Origin of the sequence: Helicobacter sp. 16-1353, from assembly GCF_003288815.1 — a bacterium.
GTDB lineage: Bacteria > Campylobacterota > Campylobacteria > Campylobacterales > Helicobacteraceae > NHYM01.
In genome coordinates, this window is sequence record NZ_NHYM01000004.1 from 47201 (window position 1) to 63404 (window position 16204).

Annotated in this window: 17 protein-coding genes; 9 read left to right on the plus strand and 8 right to left on the minus strand. The window is 32.9% G+C overall.

The window, feature by feature from the left end:
• The first annotated feature begins 2 nt into the window (after nt 1-2).
• Nucleotides 3-311 (plus strand): divalent cation tolerance protein CutA, encoded by a 309-nt coding sequence (gene cutA / locus CCY99_RS03355; RefSeq protein WP_146744928.1) that lies wholly within the window; start codon nt 3-5, stop codon nt 309-311.
• 3 nt (nt 312-314) lie between these two features.
• On the opposite strand, the gene mqnE is transcribed toward cutA, so the two are convergent.
• Complete coding sequence (gene mqnE, locus CCY99_RS03360) at nt 315-1358, minus strand: aminofutalosine synthase MqnE (protein WP_112060002.1); 1044 nt, start codon at nt 1356-1358, stop codon at nt 315-317.
• A 215-nt stretch (nt 1359-1573) separates the two neighbouring features.
• On the opposite strand from mqnE, the gene CCY99_RS03365 reads away from it, so the two are divergent.
• The 4 genes from CCY99_RS03365 to sodC all read left to right on the plus strand — a co-directional run bounded on the left by CCY99_RS03365 (nt 1574) and on the right by sodC (nt 4477).
• Complete coding sequence (locus CCY99_RS03365; protein WP_112060003.1) at nt 1574-2389, plus strand: ATP-binding protein; 816 nt, start codon at nt 1574-1576, stop codon at nt 2387-2389.
• Nucleotides 2379-3014 carry an SH3 domain-containing protein gene (locus CCY99_RS03370; protein ID WP_112060004.1) on the plus strand — a complete coding sequence of 212 codons (636 nt, stop codon included), beginning with the start codon at nt 2379-2381 and terminating at the stop codon, nt 3012-3014. Before CCY99_RS03365 ends, CCY99_RS03370 begins: the two co-directional genes overlap by 11 nt.
• Nucleotides 3011-3832, plus strand: coding sequence for a shikimate dehydrogenase (locus tag CCY99_RS03375; RefSeq protein ID WP_112060005.1), 822 nt, complete (start codon nt 3011-3013; stop codon nt 3830-3832). The genes CCY99_RS03370 and CCY99_RS03375 overlap by 4 nt, the downstream gene beginning before the upstream one ends.
• Nucleotides 3833-3943: 111 nt before the next feature.
• Complete coding sequence (sodC, locus tag CCY99_RS03380) at nt 3944-4477, plus strand: superoxide dismutase family protein (protein ID WP_112060006.1); 534 nt, start codon at nt 3944-3946, stop codon at nt 4475-4477.
• Between the two features lie 186 nt (nt 4478-4663).
• Here the strand turns inward: sodC and CCY99_RS03385 are convergent, their stop codons facing one another.
• Entirely contained in the window at nt 4664-5632 is a 969-nt protein-coding gene (locus tag CCY99_RS03385; protein WP_112060007.1) for an SLAC1 anion channel family protein, read from the minus strand.
• Between the two features lie 209 nt (nt 5633-5841).
• Here CCY99_RS03385 and CCY99_RS03390 point away from each other — a divergent pair, with 209 nt between their 5' ends.
• Entirely contained in the window at nt 5842-7398 is a 1557-nt protein-coding gene (locus tag CCY99_RS03390; RefSeq protein ID WP_112060008.1) for a bifunctional anthranilate synthase component I family protein/class IV aminotransferase, read from the plus strand.
• On the plus strand, nt 7392-7958 hold the full coding sequence (locus CCY99_RS03395; protein WP_112060009.1) for an aminodeoxychorismate/anthranilate synthase component II: 567 nt from the start codon (nt 7392-7394) through the stop codon (nt 7956-7958). The genes CCY99_RS03390 and CCY99_RS03395 overlap by 7 nt, the downstream gene beginning before the upstream one ends.
• 158 nt (nt 7959-8116) lie before the next feature.
• Here CCY99_RS03395 and CCY99_RS09855 read toward each other — a convergent pair whose 3' ends face one another.
• A complete protein-coding gene (locus CCY99_RS09855; protein WP_258443258.1) occupies nt 8117-8248 on the minus strand; it encodes a hypothetical protein in 132 nt (43 codons plus the stop codon).
• Nucleotides 8249-8352: 104 nt separating this feature from the next.
• Between CCY99_RS09855 and CCY99_RS03400 the strand changes: the two genes are divergently transcribed.
• Together CCY99_RS03400 and CCY99_RS09455 are read left to right on the plus strand one after the other, a co-directional pair.
• Nucleotides 8353-8586 carry a hypothetical protein gene (locus tag CCY99_RS03400; RefSeq protein ID WP_112060010.1) on the plus strand — a complete coding sequence of 78 codons (234 nt, stop codon included), beginning with the start codon at nt 8353-8355 and terminating at the stop codon, nt 8584-8586.
• A gap of 252 nt (nt 8587-8838) precedes the next feature.
• Nucleotides 8839-9015 (plus strand): hypothetical protein, encoded by a 177-nt coding sequence (locus CCY99_RS09455; RefSeq protein WP_181646816.1) that lies wholly within the window; start codon nt 8839-8841, stop codon nt 9013-9015.
• A gap of 162 nt (nt 9016-9177) precedes the next feature.
• On the opposite strand, the gene CCY99_RS03405 is transcribed toward CCY99_RS09455, so the two are convergent.
• From CCY99_RS03405 to CCY99_RS03425, 5 genes are all read right to left on the minus strand, one after another.
• On the minus strand, nt 9178-9726 hold the full coding sequence (locus CCY99_RS03405) for a YceI family protein (RefSeq protein ID WP_112060011.1): 549 nt from the start codon (nt 9724-9726) through the stop codon (nt 9178-9180).
• 92 nt (nt 9727-9818) lie between these two features.
• The gene (gene aspA / locus CCY99_RS03410; RefSeq protein WP_112060012.1) at nt 9819-11201 is read right to left on the minus strand and encodes an aspartate ammonia-lyase; all 1383 of its coding nucleotides are present in this window, start codon (nt 11199-11201) and stop codon (nt 9819-9821) included.
• Nucleotides 11202-11296: 95 nt separating this feature from the next.
• On the minus strand, nt 11297-12811 hold the full coding sequence (locus CCY99_RS03415; RefSeq protein WP_112060013.1) for an McrC family protein: 1515 nt from the start codon (nt 12809-12811) through the stop codon (nt 11297-11299).
• 25 nt (nt 12812-12836) lie between these two features.
• The gene (locus tag CCY99_RS03420) at nt 12837-14525 is read right to left on the minus strand and encodes an AAA family ATPase (protein ID WP_112060014.1); all 1689 of its coding nucleotides are present in this window, start codon (nt 14523-14525) and stop codon (nt 12837-12839) included.
• A 469-nt stretch (nt 14526-14994) separates the two neighbouring features.
• On the minus strand, nt 14995-16194 hold the full coding sequence (locus CCY99_RS03425; RefSeq protein ID WP_112060015.1) for an acetate kinase: 1200 nt from the start codon (nt 16192-16194) through the stop codon (nt 14995-14997).
• Nucleotides 16195-16204 lie beyond the last annotated feature (10 nt).

Consider the following 16204-nt stretch of genomic DNA (forward strand, 5'->3'; position numbering starts at 1 on the left):
AAATGAAAATCCACATAATAACCACAACCTTTGGAGATTTAAGCGAAGCAGAAAAGATTAGGGATTTGCTACTTGGCGATTATCTTAGCTCTTGCATTCAAATCCAAAAAATCCAAAGTAGCTATATTTGGCAAGATAAAATCTACAATGAAACAGAATATAAAATGTCGATAAAAACCACCAAAAAGAATCTTAAAAAGCTAAAAAATAGGATTCTCTCCACGCATTCATACGAGATTCCAGAGATTTTGATTTATAAGGCAAAAAGCACGAAAAAATATCTAAAATGGCATAAAAGTAGCATAAAATAGAATCTAAAAACTTGTTAGCTCATTATACATACTATCTCGTAATACAGGGACAAAACCAGCATCTTTTATTTGAAAAATAAGCTCTTCTTTGCTAAGCCCTTTTTTGCTATTTGCTCCACCTGCACTTTGGATATTTTCTTTTTCAATCGTGCCATCAATATCATTTGCACCAAATTCCTGTGCAACAAGTGCTAGATTCAATCCTAAAGTCGCCCAATATGCCTTTATATTTGGTATATTTGGGAGTAAGATTCTACTTATTGCAATAGTTTTTAAAATCTCAATTCCACTTGGAAAATTATTAACATTTAAAAAATTATTTTGTTTTTGATATAGCAATGGAATAAACGCATTAAATCCCCCGGTTTTATCCTGCAATTCGCGGATTCTCAATATATGGCTTATTCTATGCTCTTTAGATTCTATATGTCCAAAAAGCATTGTTGCATTGCTTTTATAGCCCATATTATGCCAAATGGAGTGAATCTTTAGCCAATTATCGCTATCAACCTTTCCTTTACAAATTTTTTCTCTAATTTCTTTATCAAATATTTCAGCTCCGCCACCGGGCATAGAATCTACACCAGAATCTTTCATATCATTTAAAATCATTTCGTAGGATTTATTAAATTTTCTATGCAAAAAATCCACTTCCGCGGCTGTCATAGCTTTAATATGAATATCATTAAATTTTTGCTTTATGGTTCTAAAAATATCAAAATACCATTCATATAGATAGTTTGGATTATGTGCACTAACAATGTGAAATTCTCTAGCACCTCGCTCATAGGCACTTTTTGTATCGCTTAATATTTCTTCTTTTGTCATCTCATAAGGATTTGGATTTTTTCTATGTGATGAAAATGCACAAAACTTACAAATATCTACACAAATATTGCTTGGATTTATATGTCTATTCATATTGAAATAAACCTTATTTTTATGAAGATTTTGTCGAATATCATCAGCAAGATTCCCAAGTGTAAATAAATCATAATCATATAATTTAACTAAGTTTTTGACACTCAAATCATCTAAATCAATCATACTTTATACCTTAGTAAATTTTATTTTTCGTTGGAAATTCTAGCATATTTTATTATCAAACATAATAAAATAGAATATTATAGTTGGAATATTATTTGCTTTTTTAATATAAATCTTAAGATAAATGGGCAAGATTTTGTATAATTGATTTATATTAGTCAAGATTTAGAATATAATTGCGATATTTATGTGTAATTTTCGCCTAAGGTTAAAGAATGAATCCATTTAGTGATGCAAAAAATGTATTTTTAGAAAAAGTTGATAATATGGATTATATTGATTTAGACATCAATATAACCGCTAGAAGCAAATTAGAACAGCTAATAAAAAAAGTTCCATTTCAAATTGTTATTTTGACAGGGAAACCCGGAGTTGGAAAAAGCTATCTCATACAACAATTAGCAAGGAGCATTCCGCCTGAAACCTTACATATACAACTTTTTCCTTTTTTATCATTAAATGGATTCTTAGCACAACTTCATTTAAAGTTTCTGCCACATTTGCCAATAAATAAAAATATGACAAGAGATGAGTTTTTCAAAAGTTTCTCTACGAATTTACCTAAGAATGATTTAAGTCCCACAATCATAATTGATGAGGTTCAACTTTATGGAGATAAAGAGCTTGAAGTTATAAGAATGCTTTCGGATTGTCGAGTATTTCGATTTATATTAGTAACTCACGCATTAAAACACAAAGAAGTATTAAATGAAAGTTATTTTACTTCAAGAATTTGGGATAAAATCATAATCGACCAATTAGATGTGAAAAATGTTCGACTTTTTGTAACACAAAAGCTAACTAAAGCTAGATTGGAATCTGTTCTAAACCTACTCAATGATAGCCATTATAAATTTATGTATAAACAAACAAGTGGAAATCTAAGACTATTAACTAGAATGTGCTTTTTATTATTCGATATTTGTGAATATTATTATAGTGTCGAGCCTACCACATTTCACAAAAATATTATTCCTAAGAAATACATAGAAATGGCTGCCATAGAATTAGGGGGGCTGGATGCAAGGTAAATATAGAATTTATCTTTCATATTTCATAGTAATACTAATTGGAATCTTACTTTATTTATTTTTCATATTTTTCATATCATATAAAATAGATGATGAATTAGAAACATTAAGCGATAAAGAAATTATCACAAAAGATTTAGAACAATCCCCAATAGAATTAGAAACATCAATTATAATAGATTCAAATGCTACATTAAAACAAGATTCTGCAATAGAAAATCCAGAACAAATCTATACAATCAAAGCCGATGTTTTAAATATAAGGGAAGAGCCAAATACACAATCAAAGATTATAAAACAATATGTGCAAGATGATAATATCATAATCACAAACATCAAAGATGGTTGGGGTGAGCTAAAAAATGGCGGATTTGCGTATATGGAATTACTAAGTAAAAATAATAATCCAAATGCAAAAATAGCACCTGATACGGGAGTGCAAATCTATACAATCAAAGCCGATGTTTTAAATATAAGGGAAGAGCCAAATACACAATCAAAGATTATAGACAAGCTTCTTAAAGATGAAAAAGTCCAAATACGAAACATAGATAAAGATTGGGGAGAATTGCTTGGTGGCGGATATGTGTATATGGAACTATTAGAAGAAAGCGATTTTGATTGAAACTTTTTGCCGTTTTTGGGAATCCAATAAATCACTCAAAATCTCCAATATTACATAATTTTGTATTCTACAAATTAGGAATTGATGCACGATATATCCGCTATTTATTGGAATCTAGCGATAATTTTAGAGATTTATTTTTTTCACTTGGTTTAAATGGAGCTAATATCACACTCCCTTATAAAGAATCCTTAGTAAAATATTGTGATGAAATACGAGGAATTGCCAAAAATATTGGTGCGATAAATACTATTGTGCGAGAAGATTCTAATCTTATTGGATACAACACAGATGGGATTGGATTCTACAAAAATATAGAAAATGAAAATATTAAAAATGCTCTAATACTAGGTGCTGGAGGCAGTGCAAGGGTGATTGCATTTGTATTAAGGCAACATAATATTAATGTAAATATTGCAAATAGAAACTCTAAGAATCTAGATTTTTTCCACAACAATGGCTTTAAAGTATGCCTAAATAACGAGATTGTATATAATGAAAGTTTTGACATCATCATTAATGCAACCTCATCATCAATAAATGATAGTTTGCCCATTCCACGCAATAATTTGGAAAATCTATTTAGCAAAACAAACATTGCTTTTGATTTGATGTATGGCAGGGAGTGTAGATTTCTAGAGTTAGCAAAGATAGAGAATCTAAAAAGGAATAATCTAAAAACACAAAATATAAAAATAATAGATGGTTCAAAAATGCTTTTATATCAAGCAATATCCGCTTCAAGTCTTTTTCTAAACATAGAGGAAAATATTATCGCCAAACCTATGAAAGAAATGTATAGCATTATAAATCTTTGAAATTTTTAGATAATTCTAAAAAGAGAAATAATAATTTTAAATCTTTTTATATTTTATTTATAAATTTGTAATAAAATATAAATGTTTAAACTAAATTTTAAAGGAAAGATGATGAAAAAAATATTATTGGCTATTTGTATTTTAAGCGGTTTTTTGTTTGCTGCAGATATGTATAATCCAAAGGCAGAAAAAAAGAATTTGACAATAGAAATCGAGCTATTGGGTAAAGATGGAAATACTAAAGTAGGCGAGATAGTAGCAGTAGAAACTAAATATGGTGTGGCTTTCTATCCAAATCTAAGCGGATTAGAGCCGGGACTTCATGGATTCCACATACATCAAAATGCCGATTGTGGTCCAACTGATAAAGGTTTAGGAATGAAAGCTGGCGGGCATTGGGACCCAGATAATACTGGAAAACATTCATATCCATGGGACGATAAAGGACACAAGGGCGATTTACCAGCACTTTATGTAGATAAAGATGGCAAAGCTACTAATCCAGTTCTAGCTCCAAAAATCAAATCCCTTGATGAAATCAAAAATAAATCTTTAATGATTCACATCGGTGGAGATAATCACCACGACCACCCTGCTGCACTTGGTGGCGGTGGAGCTAGAATGGCTTGTGGTGTTATAAAATAACATAATCTTATGATATTTGATATTAGAGATGGATATTTATCCACTCTAATTATTCAAGATTCCAGCCATTGCTTGGAATCTTTATTTAATTCTTTCAAATAAATCTATCATAGAATCTAAAAAATGAGATTCTGCAATAAACCCATAAAAACTTTAAGATTCTAATAATTAGCTAAAAATAGATTCTTAAGCGATATTTGGCAGATTTCCTTGAAAAATATCCTTTAACGTTCGCACACTAAGCCATAAAAGCGTAAGTGTAACTATGAATAAAAATATTATAGATAACATATGCAAAAATGGCTTATCAATAGCATTTGCCATTTTAAGCGTAGCTACTAATGTCGCACTTAATGGGAAGCTCACAGCCCACCAAGTTACTTTAAATGGACAGCAAAAGCGACTTTTTAGCATTTGTGGAATCATAGATATAAACATAAAAATGGCGATAAAATAAAGCATTTGAGCAAATAAATCCACACTCCCCACAACTTCCACATAAGCGGAAAATCCCACAGAAAACGGAGCTATTAATATCATCAAAGATGGCTTTAGTTTCTCTGGCATTGGCTCAATGAATAATATCCTAGAAAGAACAAGAGTAAAAATAGGCAATGCGAAAAAAAGCCCGATAGATAGGGCGATTAACGATATATCGTAGCCAAAAGAAAAATCAAAAAGATGAAATGCTAAGGGAATATCCAAAGTCCCTACTACAGGGATTATCCACGCTGGAGTAACATGAGTGTGCTCTTGGGTTACGCCAAGCCAAAAAGAAACGATATGAAGTGCAAAAAGAAACATTAATATAACCCCCAAAACCCATAAAAAAGCCGCAACTCTTGGCATATATGAATATAGGATTATTGGCAAAAGCAATATTGAGATAATAAAAGTGCCAAAAAAGCTCCTTGTAAGTGGGCTTTTGTATTCGGCTTTGAAAGAATCATAGCTAGTGATGATTTTTAAAAGATAACATACACATAAAGCAATAAAAGATATTATAGCGATAGCCCCGATTATTTCCCCTATTATCTTAGGAAGTCCATATATATTAGATGCTAACCTCCACCCAATACTTAAGCCAGAAAGTCCCATAACAGAACCAAAAAAGCTCACAGGCAAATAGCTAAATAATCCCTCTTTTTTATCCATAATTCAATCTCCATAGATTTATAAAACATAATTAAGCAGATGTTTCTTAAATATCGCATAAAAGCATAGAAAATCTCTTTTAATTTTAATTTGAACTTGAAATAATAATACCTATACTCTTAAGTAAAGCTTTTTGATTATTGGTTATTTATTTTTATAATAAGATTTATTCTCATTTGAAAAATTATTAGTTTATATTATAATAATCTATGGCAATATATTCTAATAAAGTTTTTGAAAACCCCATTGAAATAATAGATATAAAAGGAAAACAAAATATCTCATCAGCACTTAATAAACTTGAAAGGCTAAGCAGAAAATTCTATGCACTTGGGTATATAAACTATGATTATACACATTTATATTTTGAGATTTTTGATAGCTATAAAAAATATATCCCCAGCAAGATTCCAACAAAATTAGGAATTATAAAAAATCCACTAATCACAAAGAATGAATATCTAAAAAATGTTGAGATAATAAAAGAAAATATTGCAAATGGCATAACTTACGAAGTGAATTATACCTATCCATTTCACATTAAAACCAATTTAGATGGCTTGGAGCTTTATGAATCTTTATTAGCTAAGCAAAAAACACCCTATACTATGTTTATGCAAAATAAATATATATCTTTGCTTTCCTATTCCCCAGAATTATTTTTTAGAATAAAGAATAATAAAATATATACTAAGCCTATGAAAGGAACCGCCCCTAGGGGAAAAGGGATAGATGATAATGAAATGTATAATTTTTTATATAATGATATAAAAAATCGAGCAGAAAATATAATGATTGTTGATTTGATACGAAATGATTTAAGTATAATTGCAAAATGTGGAAGTGTGCGTGTAGATAAGCTATTTGATATAGAAAAACACCTAACATTATTCCAAATGACATCGAAAATATCAGCTGAATTAAAAGATGATGTTAGACTTAGTGATGTGTTTAGAGCCATTTTTCCTTGTGGTTCTATAACAGGAGCTCCAAAAATATCAACAATGCGTATTATTAAAGAAATAGAGTCATTCAATAGAAATATATATTGTGGGGCAATCGGCTTTTTATCACCAAAAGAAATTATATTTAGCATACCAATAAGAATCCTATATGGGCAAAATCATAATTATACTTACCACACAGGTAGTGCTATCATCTGGGATTCTGTAGCAGAAGATGAGTTTGAAGAAACTATTATAAAAACAAAATTTCTTGATACAGATTTTCAGCTTATAGAAACAGCTATTGATGATTGGGATAGGCATTTGCAAAGATTAAAAAAATCTGCAAAAGAATTAGGTTTTATATGGAACAAAGAGTTAGAAAATATCACATTACAAAAAAACAAAATAACTAGGGTTATTTTAAATAAAGATGGGTTTTTTAAGCTTGAAATAAAAGACCTAAATCACATAAAAACTAAAAAGATTTGTTTAAAAGGTCAAGTAAATAGTAAAAATCCATTTTTATACCATAAAACAAATATTAGAATAGAAAAGAGTGGCGATTATTTTGATGAAATTCGAATAAACGAAAAAGGAGAGATAACAGAAGGAACATTCACAAATATCGCAATTAAGACTAAAGACGGCATATTTACACCACCTATTGCCTGTGGATTACTAGCTGGAATATATAGAGCAAAACTTTTAGATGAAAATTTTATGAGCGAAAAAGTATTGTATCCAAAGGATTTAAAAACGGCTGAAAAAATATATTGTTTTAATTCTGTTAGAAAACTAGTAGAAGTTGAGTTATGCTAATAATAGATAATTATGATTCATTTACATATAATATTGTTCAATATTTTCAAATACTCGGCATTAAGCCAATTATTATACAAAATGATAAAAAAAGCCTTAGCCAGATAAAACAACTTAAATTTAATAGGATTGTATTAGGTCCGGGTTGGGGAACGCCTGATAATGCAGGTATAAGCCTTGATATTATTGATTTTTATAGAGATAGATTGCCCATTTTAGGGGTATGTTTAGGTATGCAATGTATAGCAAAATATTATGGAGCGAGTATTATAAAAGCCACAAAACCATATCATGGTAAAACATCACAAGTTTATTTTAACCAGCATTACCCATTATTTAATAACATCAAACAAGGTTTTAATGCCATAAGGTATCATTCGCTTATAATCGACATTCCAAAAAATAATTTTTCAATAAAAGTAATTGCCAACACAGATGAAAATATTCCTATGGCAATAAAAATAAAAGATAAAAATATATATGGAGTGCAATTTCACCCAGAAGGAATTCTAACAGAAAGTGGCATTGAGATTTTTAGAAATTTCTTAAATACTACTTGATTTTTAGGCTATTCGACAATTATCATTAGTTGATATATGCTAGAGATATGTATGACTTTGTATAGATATTTTTTATACAACTTATGAGAATACACAAAAAATAAAATGTAAGATGAGAAGCAAAAACCACAATTGCAAAAAATTATTACAAAAGATTTTCAAGCAACATTCATCTTGACAAAAAACCTAGTTTTTACTAGAAACCGCGTTTTATCATAAAGGGGAGTAAAGCTTTTTAGCAAAACTTCGACTAAAACCTCATAAATGAATATAAAAATTACTAACTTCATTTATTTTAGTTCGTAAGACTTGGATATTTGTTTAAAATAATTTAAACTGGGATTCTGCGAATTTAGATTCTGGCTTACGCTTAAAAGCCGGGAACAATATCGATATGCTAATAAGGGCGAAAAACCCGAGTGGGACGATAGTGGTTGGGTATGATATGGTAACTAAATTTGGCAGTGATAATTTGGTATTTGTGGAAACTGCGGGCGACTTTATGCCAACAAAAATCAATATTATTAAGGAAGTAAATGGCGGATATTTGGTCGCTAGAGATAATTTCAGCGAGAAAAGCAATCTAGCAACTGGAGCGATAATCGTGCTAAAAAGGGGTTATGAGTGATTTGAGTTTTGAGTAAATGGGATTTCGTGGGGAATCTTAAAAAAGCTAAAAGTGTGTGTTTTGGAATCTAGATTCTACGAAATGCGTGGAATAGGAATCTAGAATCTACGAAATTTTATGAATCTAGATTCTTGTGTTTAGAGAAATGTTTTAAAGTATTTTGCTCTCGATAATCTATGAACTTCATTTTACGAAGCTTTGCTTTCCCGCCCATCGCCCTTTTTTGGGTGTTAAAGCATAGGATTTTAGTTTATGAAAAATTGCTACGCAATTTTTAAAAGAGATTCTATTGTAATAAATACCTTAAACTTCTCATTTTTGGGCGAATCTCAAAACGAGGCGAAAGTCGAAGTTTCTTTATCAATAAACGAATCTTTTACTAGAAACTTCACTTCGCTTGTTTTACCACTAACGCCTATTTTTCACTAAAACACAGAATCTAAAAAACCCACTCTTTTTATTATTTAAAAGATTCCATAAGATTTTTAAAGCTACAAACAAGAATCTAAAAGAATCCGCTTAAAAAATATCAAGCAAATTCCAGATTCTAAAATAGCTAAAATGGGCTTTAAACAAAAGCTACAAGGCTTTTTACTTCGCAATTCCCTCGATTGCAATGGCAATTCTCACTTCCTCGCCAAGTGCGGCATTTGGAGTGCTTTTTGCAATATCAAAATCTTTTCGATTGATTTTACCGCTGATTTCTAAGCCTACGATTTCCTTACCTTGATTATTTTTCGCTACTCCGCCAAGCTCTACATCAAAAACCACTTGTTTTGTAATGCCCTTAATTGTAAGGTCAAATGTGCCTTTTTCGCCATCTAATTTTACTAATTTAAGCGTAGCTTTAGGGAATTTCGCCACATCGAAATACTCAGGGTCTTTGATATGAGCGTCTCTACCTTCGCTGTTTGTGTTGATTGAATTCACATCTACTTCGCCATTTAGGGCAATTAGCTTATTATTTTCTACGCTAATCACACCGCTAAATTTACCAAAATTCCCACTAGTTGTGCTAACTGTCATATGCTTAATCTTGAATTCTATCGCTGAATGCGATGGGTCCACATTATAATCTTTCGCCGATAAAATACCAAATGACAAAATACTTGCCACAAAAAACACTAATATTTTTTTCATTATTTCTCCTTGATTTTTAATTAAAATTTCTAAATTTTTAAATTTAGTGCATTATTATACTTAACAAACCCCCTGAAAATCAATTTTTAAGCCTAATTTATCATATTTTTAATGCTAAAGATTCTATCCAACTCCTCTTTACTTAAATATCCCCGCTCTAGCGTGATTTCATAAACATTACGATTGCTATTTAACGCCTCTTTTGCGATTGATGCGGACTTTTCATAGCCAATAATTGGGCTAAGTGCCGTTACAATCCCAACGCTATTTAACACAAAATTCTTACAAATCTCTTTATTTGCGGTGATTCCATTGATACATTTTGTGGCAAGTGTGAGATTTGCATTCTCTAATAAGATTATCGAATTAAGCAAAGAATACACGATTACTGGCTCAAATACATTTAGCTGGAGTTGCCCGCCCTCGGCTGCCATAGTGATTGTCATATCGCTTCCTATCATTAGATAGCAGACTTGATTTACCACCTCTGGTATTACGGGATTGACTTTGCCGGGCATTATAGAGCTTCCGGGTTGCATTTTAGGGAGATTTATCTCATTTAGCCCAGCTCTTGGACCCGAGCTTAAAAGCCTTAAATCATTGCAAATTTTGGAGAGTTTCACAGCCGCCCTTTTTAAAACACCCCCAAGTTGCACATATGCCGAAGTGCTTTGGGTGGCTTCGATTAGATTCCTAGCAGTTACAAAGTCGATATTTGTTACTTCTCTAAGCTTAGATTCCACGATATTTTTATAATTTTTTGGAGCGTTTATCCCCGTGCCTATCGCTGTTCCACCTAGATTTATAATCTTAAATTCATTCCTAGAATCTAAGATTCGACTAGAATCTTTTTGTAGCATCGAAGCAAAGGTCGAAAACTCCTGCCCCAAAGTCATCGGCACGGCGTCTTGAAGCTGGGTTCGTCCCATTTTTATAACATCCTCAAACTCCTTTGCTTTTCTCTCAAACGATTCGCTTAGGATTTTCATAGATTCCGCCAAGTTTCCAAGCCTTAAATAAAGTGCTAGGCGAATCGCCGTAGGATAGACATCATTGGTCGATTGACTTTTATTTATGTGGTCGTTTGGGTGGCAAAATTCATACTCGCCCTTTTTATGTCCCAAAATCTCCAACGCCACATTCGCGATGACCTCATTTGCATTCATATTCGTGCTTGTCCCCGCCCCTCCTTGAATCATAGGGACTACGAACTGCTCGTGAAATTCCCCCTCTAAAATCCTATCACACGCCTTTATTATGGCGTCTTTAAGCTTAGAATCCAAAAGCCCAAGCTCGAAATTTGCTAGTGCTGCAGCTTTTTTCACCATTACAATACTACTGATAAAAATGGGAAAATCACTTAATTTTTCCTTTGAAATAGGAAAATTCTCAATCGCCCTAAGGGTTTGAATCCCATAGTAGCAATCATCACTAAGCTCCATTTCACCGATAAAATCTCTCTCAATTCGTTTCATATATTTCCTTTATTTTAAACTATTTTGATTATAACAATTTGTTACTAATTTTTAAATATTTTGCAAAATCTAAAGATTGTTATAAATATCACCCTCTAAAATAGTGGGAAAAATATGAGAGTGATGGGGATTTTGTTTGCTTTGAAATGCCAGTTTGCGAGGTTTTCGGGATTTTGGGGCGTGATTAAGTCGCTTAAATCTGCGGAATTTTCGTGGGATTCTTGGGTGTTGTATGGGCGGATTTCTGGGTAGATTAAAAGGACTTTGATTTTGGAATCCGGGGTTTGGGTGTCGCTGGTGTTTGCGTATTTACAAGCATAGGCGAAAACTTGATATAAATCGCTTTGGGCGATTTTATTCAAGCTATCTATATTTTTCCATTTTGTATCAATGATGAGAATCTTAGATTCGCCGGACTTTTTAAGTCTTGCTACAATATCCGGGAGAAGTTTAAACTTATCCCCATTCGCCGTGTTTATAAGATGTTTCGGGCTATGTTCGGCTTGGGCTTCTATCTCGTAATCTTTGGCGTGAATTTTTAGCATTTTTGTTACAAAAGATTCAAAAAGTTTATTCATGTCAAGTAGAAACGCAAATGCCAAATCCGCCCCGCTATATGGCGTCCAAGCCTTGTGGCATAGGAAAATCTCACACCACTTCAAAACTAGCTCATACGCCTTGAAATGCCGTGAAATGCGACATTTTGCAAAATCCGCACTTATGTTGCAGCTCGCCCTAATCTCATCAAAAATAAATCGCAATTGATTTAGCCGCACACTAGTTTTGGGGCTAAAACTCCCTTGATATAACAAATGTAGCGTAGAGACAATCAAGCGATTTGGCGCTATATCGGCGATAAATTCATCACTTTGGGTGAAAAATCGCTCTTTGTGGGCGAGATTGTGCTTTAAATTTTCGCCAAAAAGTAGCTTGCCTTTTAGGAATTTGCGATTTTGCGATTTTTCTACATAATCGCTTTTAATGCCTTGTTTTACGAGCTTTTCGACCTCATCGATAAACATAATGACAAAGATTTCTAAAAGCGGAAGTTTGTTTATATTTAGATTTGCCAAATCGTTCTTTTTAAATGGAGAATCTTTAAGCGATTCTAGGCAATTTAATAAAATCTGCTTGGAAGCACAAAGGGGGCAAGTTTTGAGATTCTTGCTATTTGGGGAATTTGCTGGATTTGTGGAATCTATGGGGCTTTTAGATTCTGCTGATTTTTTAGATTCGCCCACATTTGCGGAATCTTTACTTGTGGAATCTAAATCCGCCCCAAAATACGCCATTTTATCCTTAAAAGATTCCTTGTCAAACTTATATTTTTCCTCACATTCGCAGTCGATAGATTCTCTATCCCTATAAATCTTAGGGAGAATCTCCACGCAAAAGCCACTTTTAGTCTGCAAAAGCCCCACGAAATTTTTTGCTTGAAGTGTGGCTTTGCCGTGAAATCTTAGAAATTTATCGTTATTTTTGCCTTTGGCAAATTCCTCTAATTCATCAAAATACTTTTTTGCTTTTGCCTCATCGCCACAAATTGCCGCTATTTTATCAATGTCAATTTTTCCCCACTCGGTGATAATTAGCGTTCTTTTTGGATTCATTTTGTGGCTTTATTCGGCGGGATTTTCATTTGATTTTTTCTGCGGAATCTTTAGGGTAAATTGCTATAAAATCCGCTTCGCTCCAATCGCCAGAATCTGTGATTTCATACACCTTTTTATCGCTATCTTTAAAATAATCACTCGAACCCAAATCGCCCATATCTTTAACTTTTATCATTACATTATCGCCCAAAACAGCGGAGATTTTGGCGTAATCATCATAGAAATACTCTTGCAAAAGTGGAATAATTTTGTTTTTAAAGACCTCTTTTAAGTCCTCCAAATTTTTCACATTCATAAAAAAGCTATGCCCGATTGTGTGCTCTCTATCAAGTAAAAATTCAATTCGCCTATTCATCATCTCCAACATTTTCGCCAGATTCACGCCCTCGCGTTCCTCCAAATTCGAAGCGTCCGGCATCATCTCAATAAAGCTAAATCTCCGCCTTAACGCCGTATCCAGCAGTGCGATACTCCTATCTGCCGTATTCATCGTGCCGATAATATAAAGATTCCTCGGCACCCCAAAAGTATCGCCACTATATGGGAGCCTCACGCGGATTTCCTCGTTATTATCTTTGTCTTTATCTAAACAAATGCGTTTATTGTCCTCAATTAGCGTGATTAGCTCCCCTAGAATCTTGCTGATATTCCCACGATTTATCTCATCTATGATTAAAATATATGGCTTTTCCTTAATCTGCTCTTTGGATTTTTTTGAATCTTCAAGATTTTTTAACGCAATTTCGCAGAGATTTTTAAAGATTCCGCTTTGGACTTCGTAGGCGATATGTTCGCTTTCATCGCTTACATCAGGCTTAATCCCCTCGACAAATTCCTCATATGAATAGCTTTGGTGAAATGTGATAAATTCAATCTGCCCTTTTTCCTTAAAATCATTGAAAATTTTCTTTGCCTCACCCCTATTATCGTGTGGGATTTCGGCAATCTCGCCGTATTGTTTAAGAATCAAGAGTGCCTTATCTATCGTATTATAAGTTTTCCCCGTGCCCGGCGGTCCATATAGGATTTGATTTAGCGGAATCTCATTTTCACTTTTTGCAGATTCATTAATTTCACTTTGAGATTCCTCATCGTCTAATTCATCTTTGGCATTCTTGCCATATTTGTTCCACAATGGCTTAAATTTTTCATCTCTCATCATTTCATATGTGTATGTTTTATCTTTCAAAAGCTCTTTGTGGATTTTTGAAATAGGCGAATTTTCATCTATGTTAGGTTCATCTTTTGCGATTTTCCTTAAAGTTTCTGTTCTAAAAATAAACACAATTTTTAAATCATCTAAATTTTGATACATAAATGCAAGAGCCCACTTAGTGCTATTTCCCAAATCAATTTTATCAATAGCCTCTAAATTATTGTTTTGACTTGCTTCTATGATTTGAATGATTCTTTTTTTTATACTCTCAAATGCCTCTTGCGCACTCTCGCCATATTTTTGATTCCACTGATATTTTCCATCAAATTTCATATGTTCTTTTTGTGGCTTATTGTTTGTCCTAAAAATCCCCCAGTTAGCACTAAAAGCACCGCGAAAGCCGGTAATTTTTAATTTGTGTTCTAAAAAATATGTAAAATAATCATCGTTATTTTCGCCTTTTAGATTCGTGTATTCCTCTAGCTTCATTTTTTTAACATTCTCTAAGCTGTATTTCTTTTGAAATTCCGCAACAATTTCTCTAAAATTACCCATTCCCCGCTCCTTTAAATATATTATTTAAAATTATTTTAAGATTATGCTACATATTCCGCCTTGATTTAGATTTCTAATTGTAGCAAAAGCATTATCCTAATTACCCCAACATAGAATCCAAGTAGAATCTAAAAGATTCCAAAGCACGAAAGCATGAACAAAAATATTTTAAAGTATTATTATAACCCCCCCCTTAATACCTCATTAAAAGCGAGATATTTTTAAGATTTGGGTGAAAATGACAAATATCTTATAGAATCTCATTTTTTGTAAAAATGCCACTTTTTTGTTATTTGGCTTTTTTGGTGGGAAACATTCACTTTGTTTTATAAAGCAATGGATTTTAAAAGTGCTATGGGGTGGTAAAATAAGGTTTTCAAGGTGGAGTTACTAAGAAATGGTAAATTTCCTAAAAGGGCAATTATCGTAAGGACGGACTTTTTAAGAAATTTTGTCCGTCCGCTAAAAATCATAAACCTTTTACTATATCATAAGTATCTTGTGCGATTACTAGCTCTTCGTTCGTTGGGATTACGCAGACCTTGACATTAGAATCTGGCGTAGATATGATTGCCTCCGTGCCAACGGTATTGACATTTACCTCTTTGTCTAGCTTTACACCCAAGAATCCCAAATGCTCGACTATCATTCCTCTTATATATACGGCATTTTCGCCCACACCCGCACAGAATGCAACCGCATCGATGCCATTCATCGCAGCCATATATGAGCCGATGTATTTCGCCACACGATAAGCAAATACGCCCCTTGCGAGTTTTGCAAGCTCATTGCCCTCCTCATCAGCTTTTAGCAAGTCTCTAAAATCACTTGATAGCTTGGAGATTCCAAGCACACCGGATTTTTTATTTAATATATTTAGAATCTCATCAATATTTAGATTTTCCTTTTTTGCGATATATTGAATAACCGCTGGGTCAATATCGCCACTTCTAGTTCCCATCGCAATACCCTCTAGCGGGGTTAGTCCCATACTTGTATCAATGCTCTTGCCATCTTTTACCGCACAGATGGACGAGCCATTCCCAAGATGGCAAGTAATAATCTTAGAATTATTTATATCAAGTCCCAAAAACTCCGCAGTTCGCTTACTTACAAAGCTATGACTTGTCCCGTGGAATCCATATTTTCGCACTTTATATTTTTCATACCACTCATATGGAAGTGCGTATAAATAGGCTTTTTTAGGAATGCTTGAGTGAAATGCCGTGTCAAAAACCGCCACTTGTGGAATCTTTGGTAGTAAATCTCTACAAGCCTCAATTCCCATAATATGTGCTGGATTATGAAGTGGGGCTAAATCGCTACAATCCCTGATTTTCCCTAACACATCATCATTTATCAACACAGATTTAAAGAAGTGCTCACCGCCGTGAACTACCCTATGCCCGATTGCCTTTATCTCATCAAGCGATTTTATCACACCATATTCACTATCCAAAAGCGCATCAAATACAAGCTTGATGGCACTTTTATGGTCTGGCATTGGGGTTTCTTTTTGCATTTTTTTACTACCGGCTTTGTGTTTTATCACGCTACCATCTATATAAATCCTATCACATATCCCAGATGATAAAACATTTTTTGTATTAATATCAATTAATTGATATTTTAGCGACGAGCTACCACAATTTATTACTAATATATTCATTTTAATCCTT

Coding starts and splice junctions, on each gene's coding strand:
- CCY99_RS03390 (WP_112060008.1), top strand. CDS start 5,842: ATGGCAATATATTCTAATAAAGTTTTTGAAAACCCCATTGAAATAATA.
- mqnE (WP_112060002.1), bottom strand. CDS start 1,358: ATGATTGATTTAGATGATTTGAGTGTCAAAAACTTAGTTAAATTATAT.
- sodC (WP_112060006.1), top strand. CDS start 3,944: ATGAAAAAAATATTATTGGCTATTTGTATTTTAAGCGGTTTTTTGTTT.
- CCY99_RS03405 (WP_112060011.1), bottom strand. CDS start 9,726: ATGAAAAAAATATTAGTGTTTTTTGTGGCAAGTATTTTGTCATTTGGT.
- CCY99_RS03395 (WP_112060009.1), top strand. CDS start 7,392: ATGCTAATAATAGATAATTATGATTCATTTACATATAATATTGTTCAA.
- CCY99_RS09455 (WP_181646816.1), top strand. CDS start 8,839: ATGAAAAATTGCTACGCAATTTTTAAAAGAGATTCTATTGTAATAAAT.
- CCY99_RS03420 (WP_112060014.1), bottom strand. CDS start 14,525: ATGGGTAATTTTAGAGAAATTGTTGCGGAATTTCAAAAGAAATACAGC.
- CCY99_RS09855 (WP_258443258.1), bottom strand. CDS start 8,248: ATGAAGTTAGTAATTTTTATATTCATTTATGAGGTTTTAGTCGAAGTT.
- CCY99_RS03415 (WP_112060013.1), bottom strand. CDS start 12,811: ATGAATCCAAAAAGAACGCTAATTATCACCGAGTGGGGAAAAATTGAC.
- CCY99_RS03400 (WP_112060010.1), top strand. CDS start 8,353: ATGCTAATAAGGGCGAAAAACCCGAGTGGGACGATAGTGGTTGGGTAT.
- cutA (WP_146744928.1), top strand. CDS start 3: ATGAAAATCCACATAATAACCACAACCTTTGGAGATTTAAGCGAAGCA.
- CCY99_RS03370 (WP_112060004.1), top strand. CDS start 2,379: ATGCAAGGTAAATATAGAATTTATCTTTCATATTTCATAGTAATACTA.
- aspA (WP_112060012.1), bottom strand. CDS start 11,201: ATGAAACGAATTGAGAGAGATTTTATCGGTGAAATGGAGCTTAGTGAT.
- CCY99_RS03425 (WP_112060015.1), bottom strand. CDS start 16,194: ATGAATATATTAGTAATAAATTGTGGTAGCTCGTCGCTAAAATATCAA.
- CCY99_RS03365 (WP_112060003.1), top strand. CDS start 1,574: ATGAATCCATTTAGTGATGCAAAAAATGTATTTTTAGAAAAAGTTGAT.
- CCY99_RS03385 (WP_112060007.1), bottom strand. CDS start 5,632: ATGGATAAAAAAGAGGGATTATTTAGCTATTTGCCTGTGAGCTTTTTT.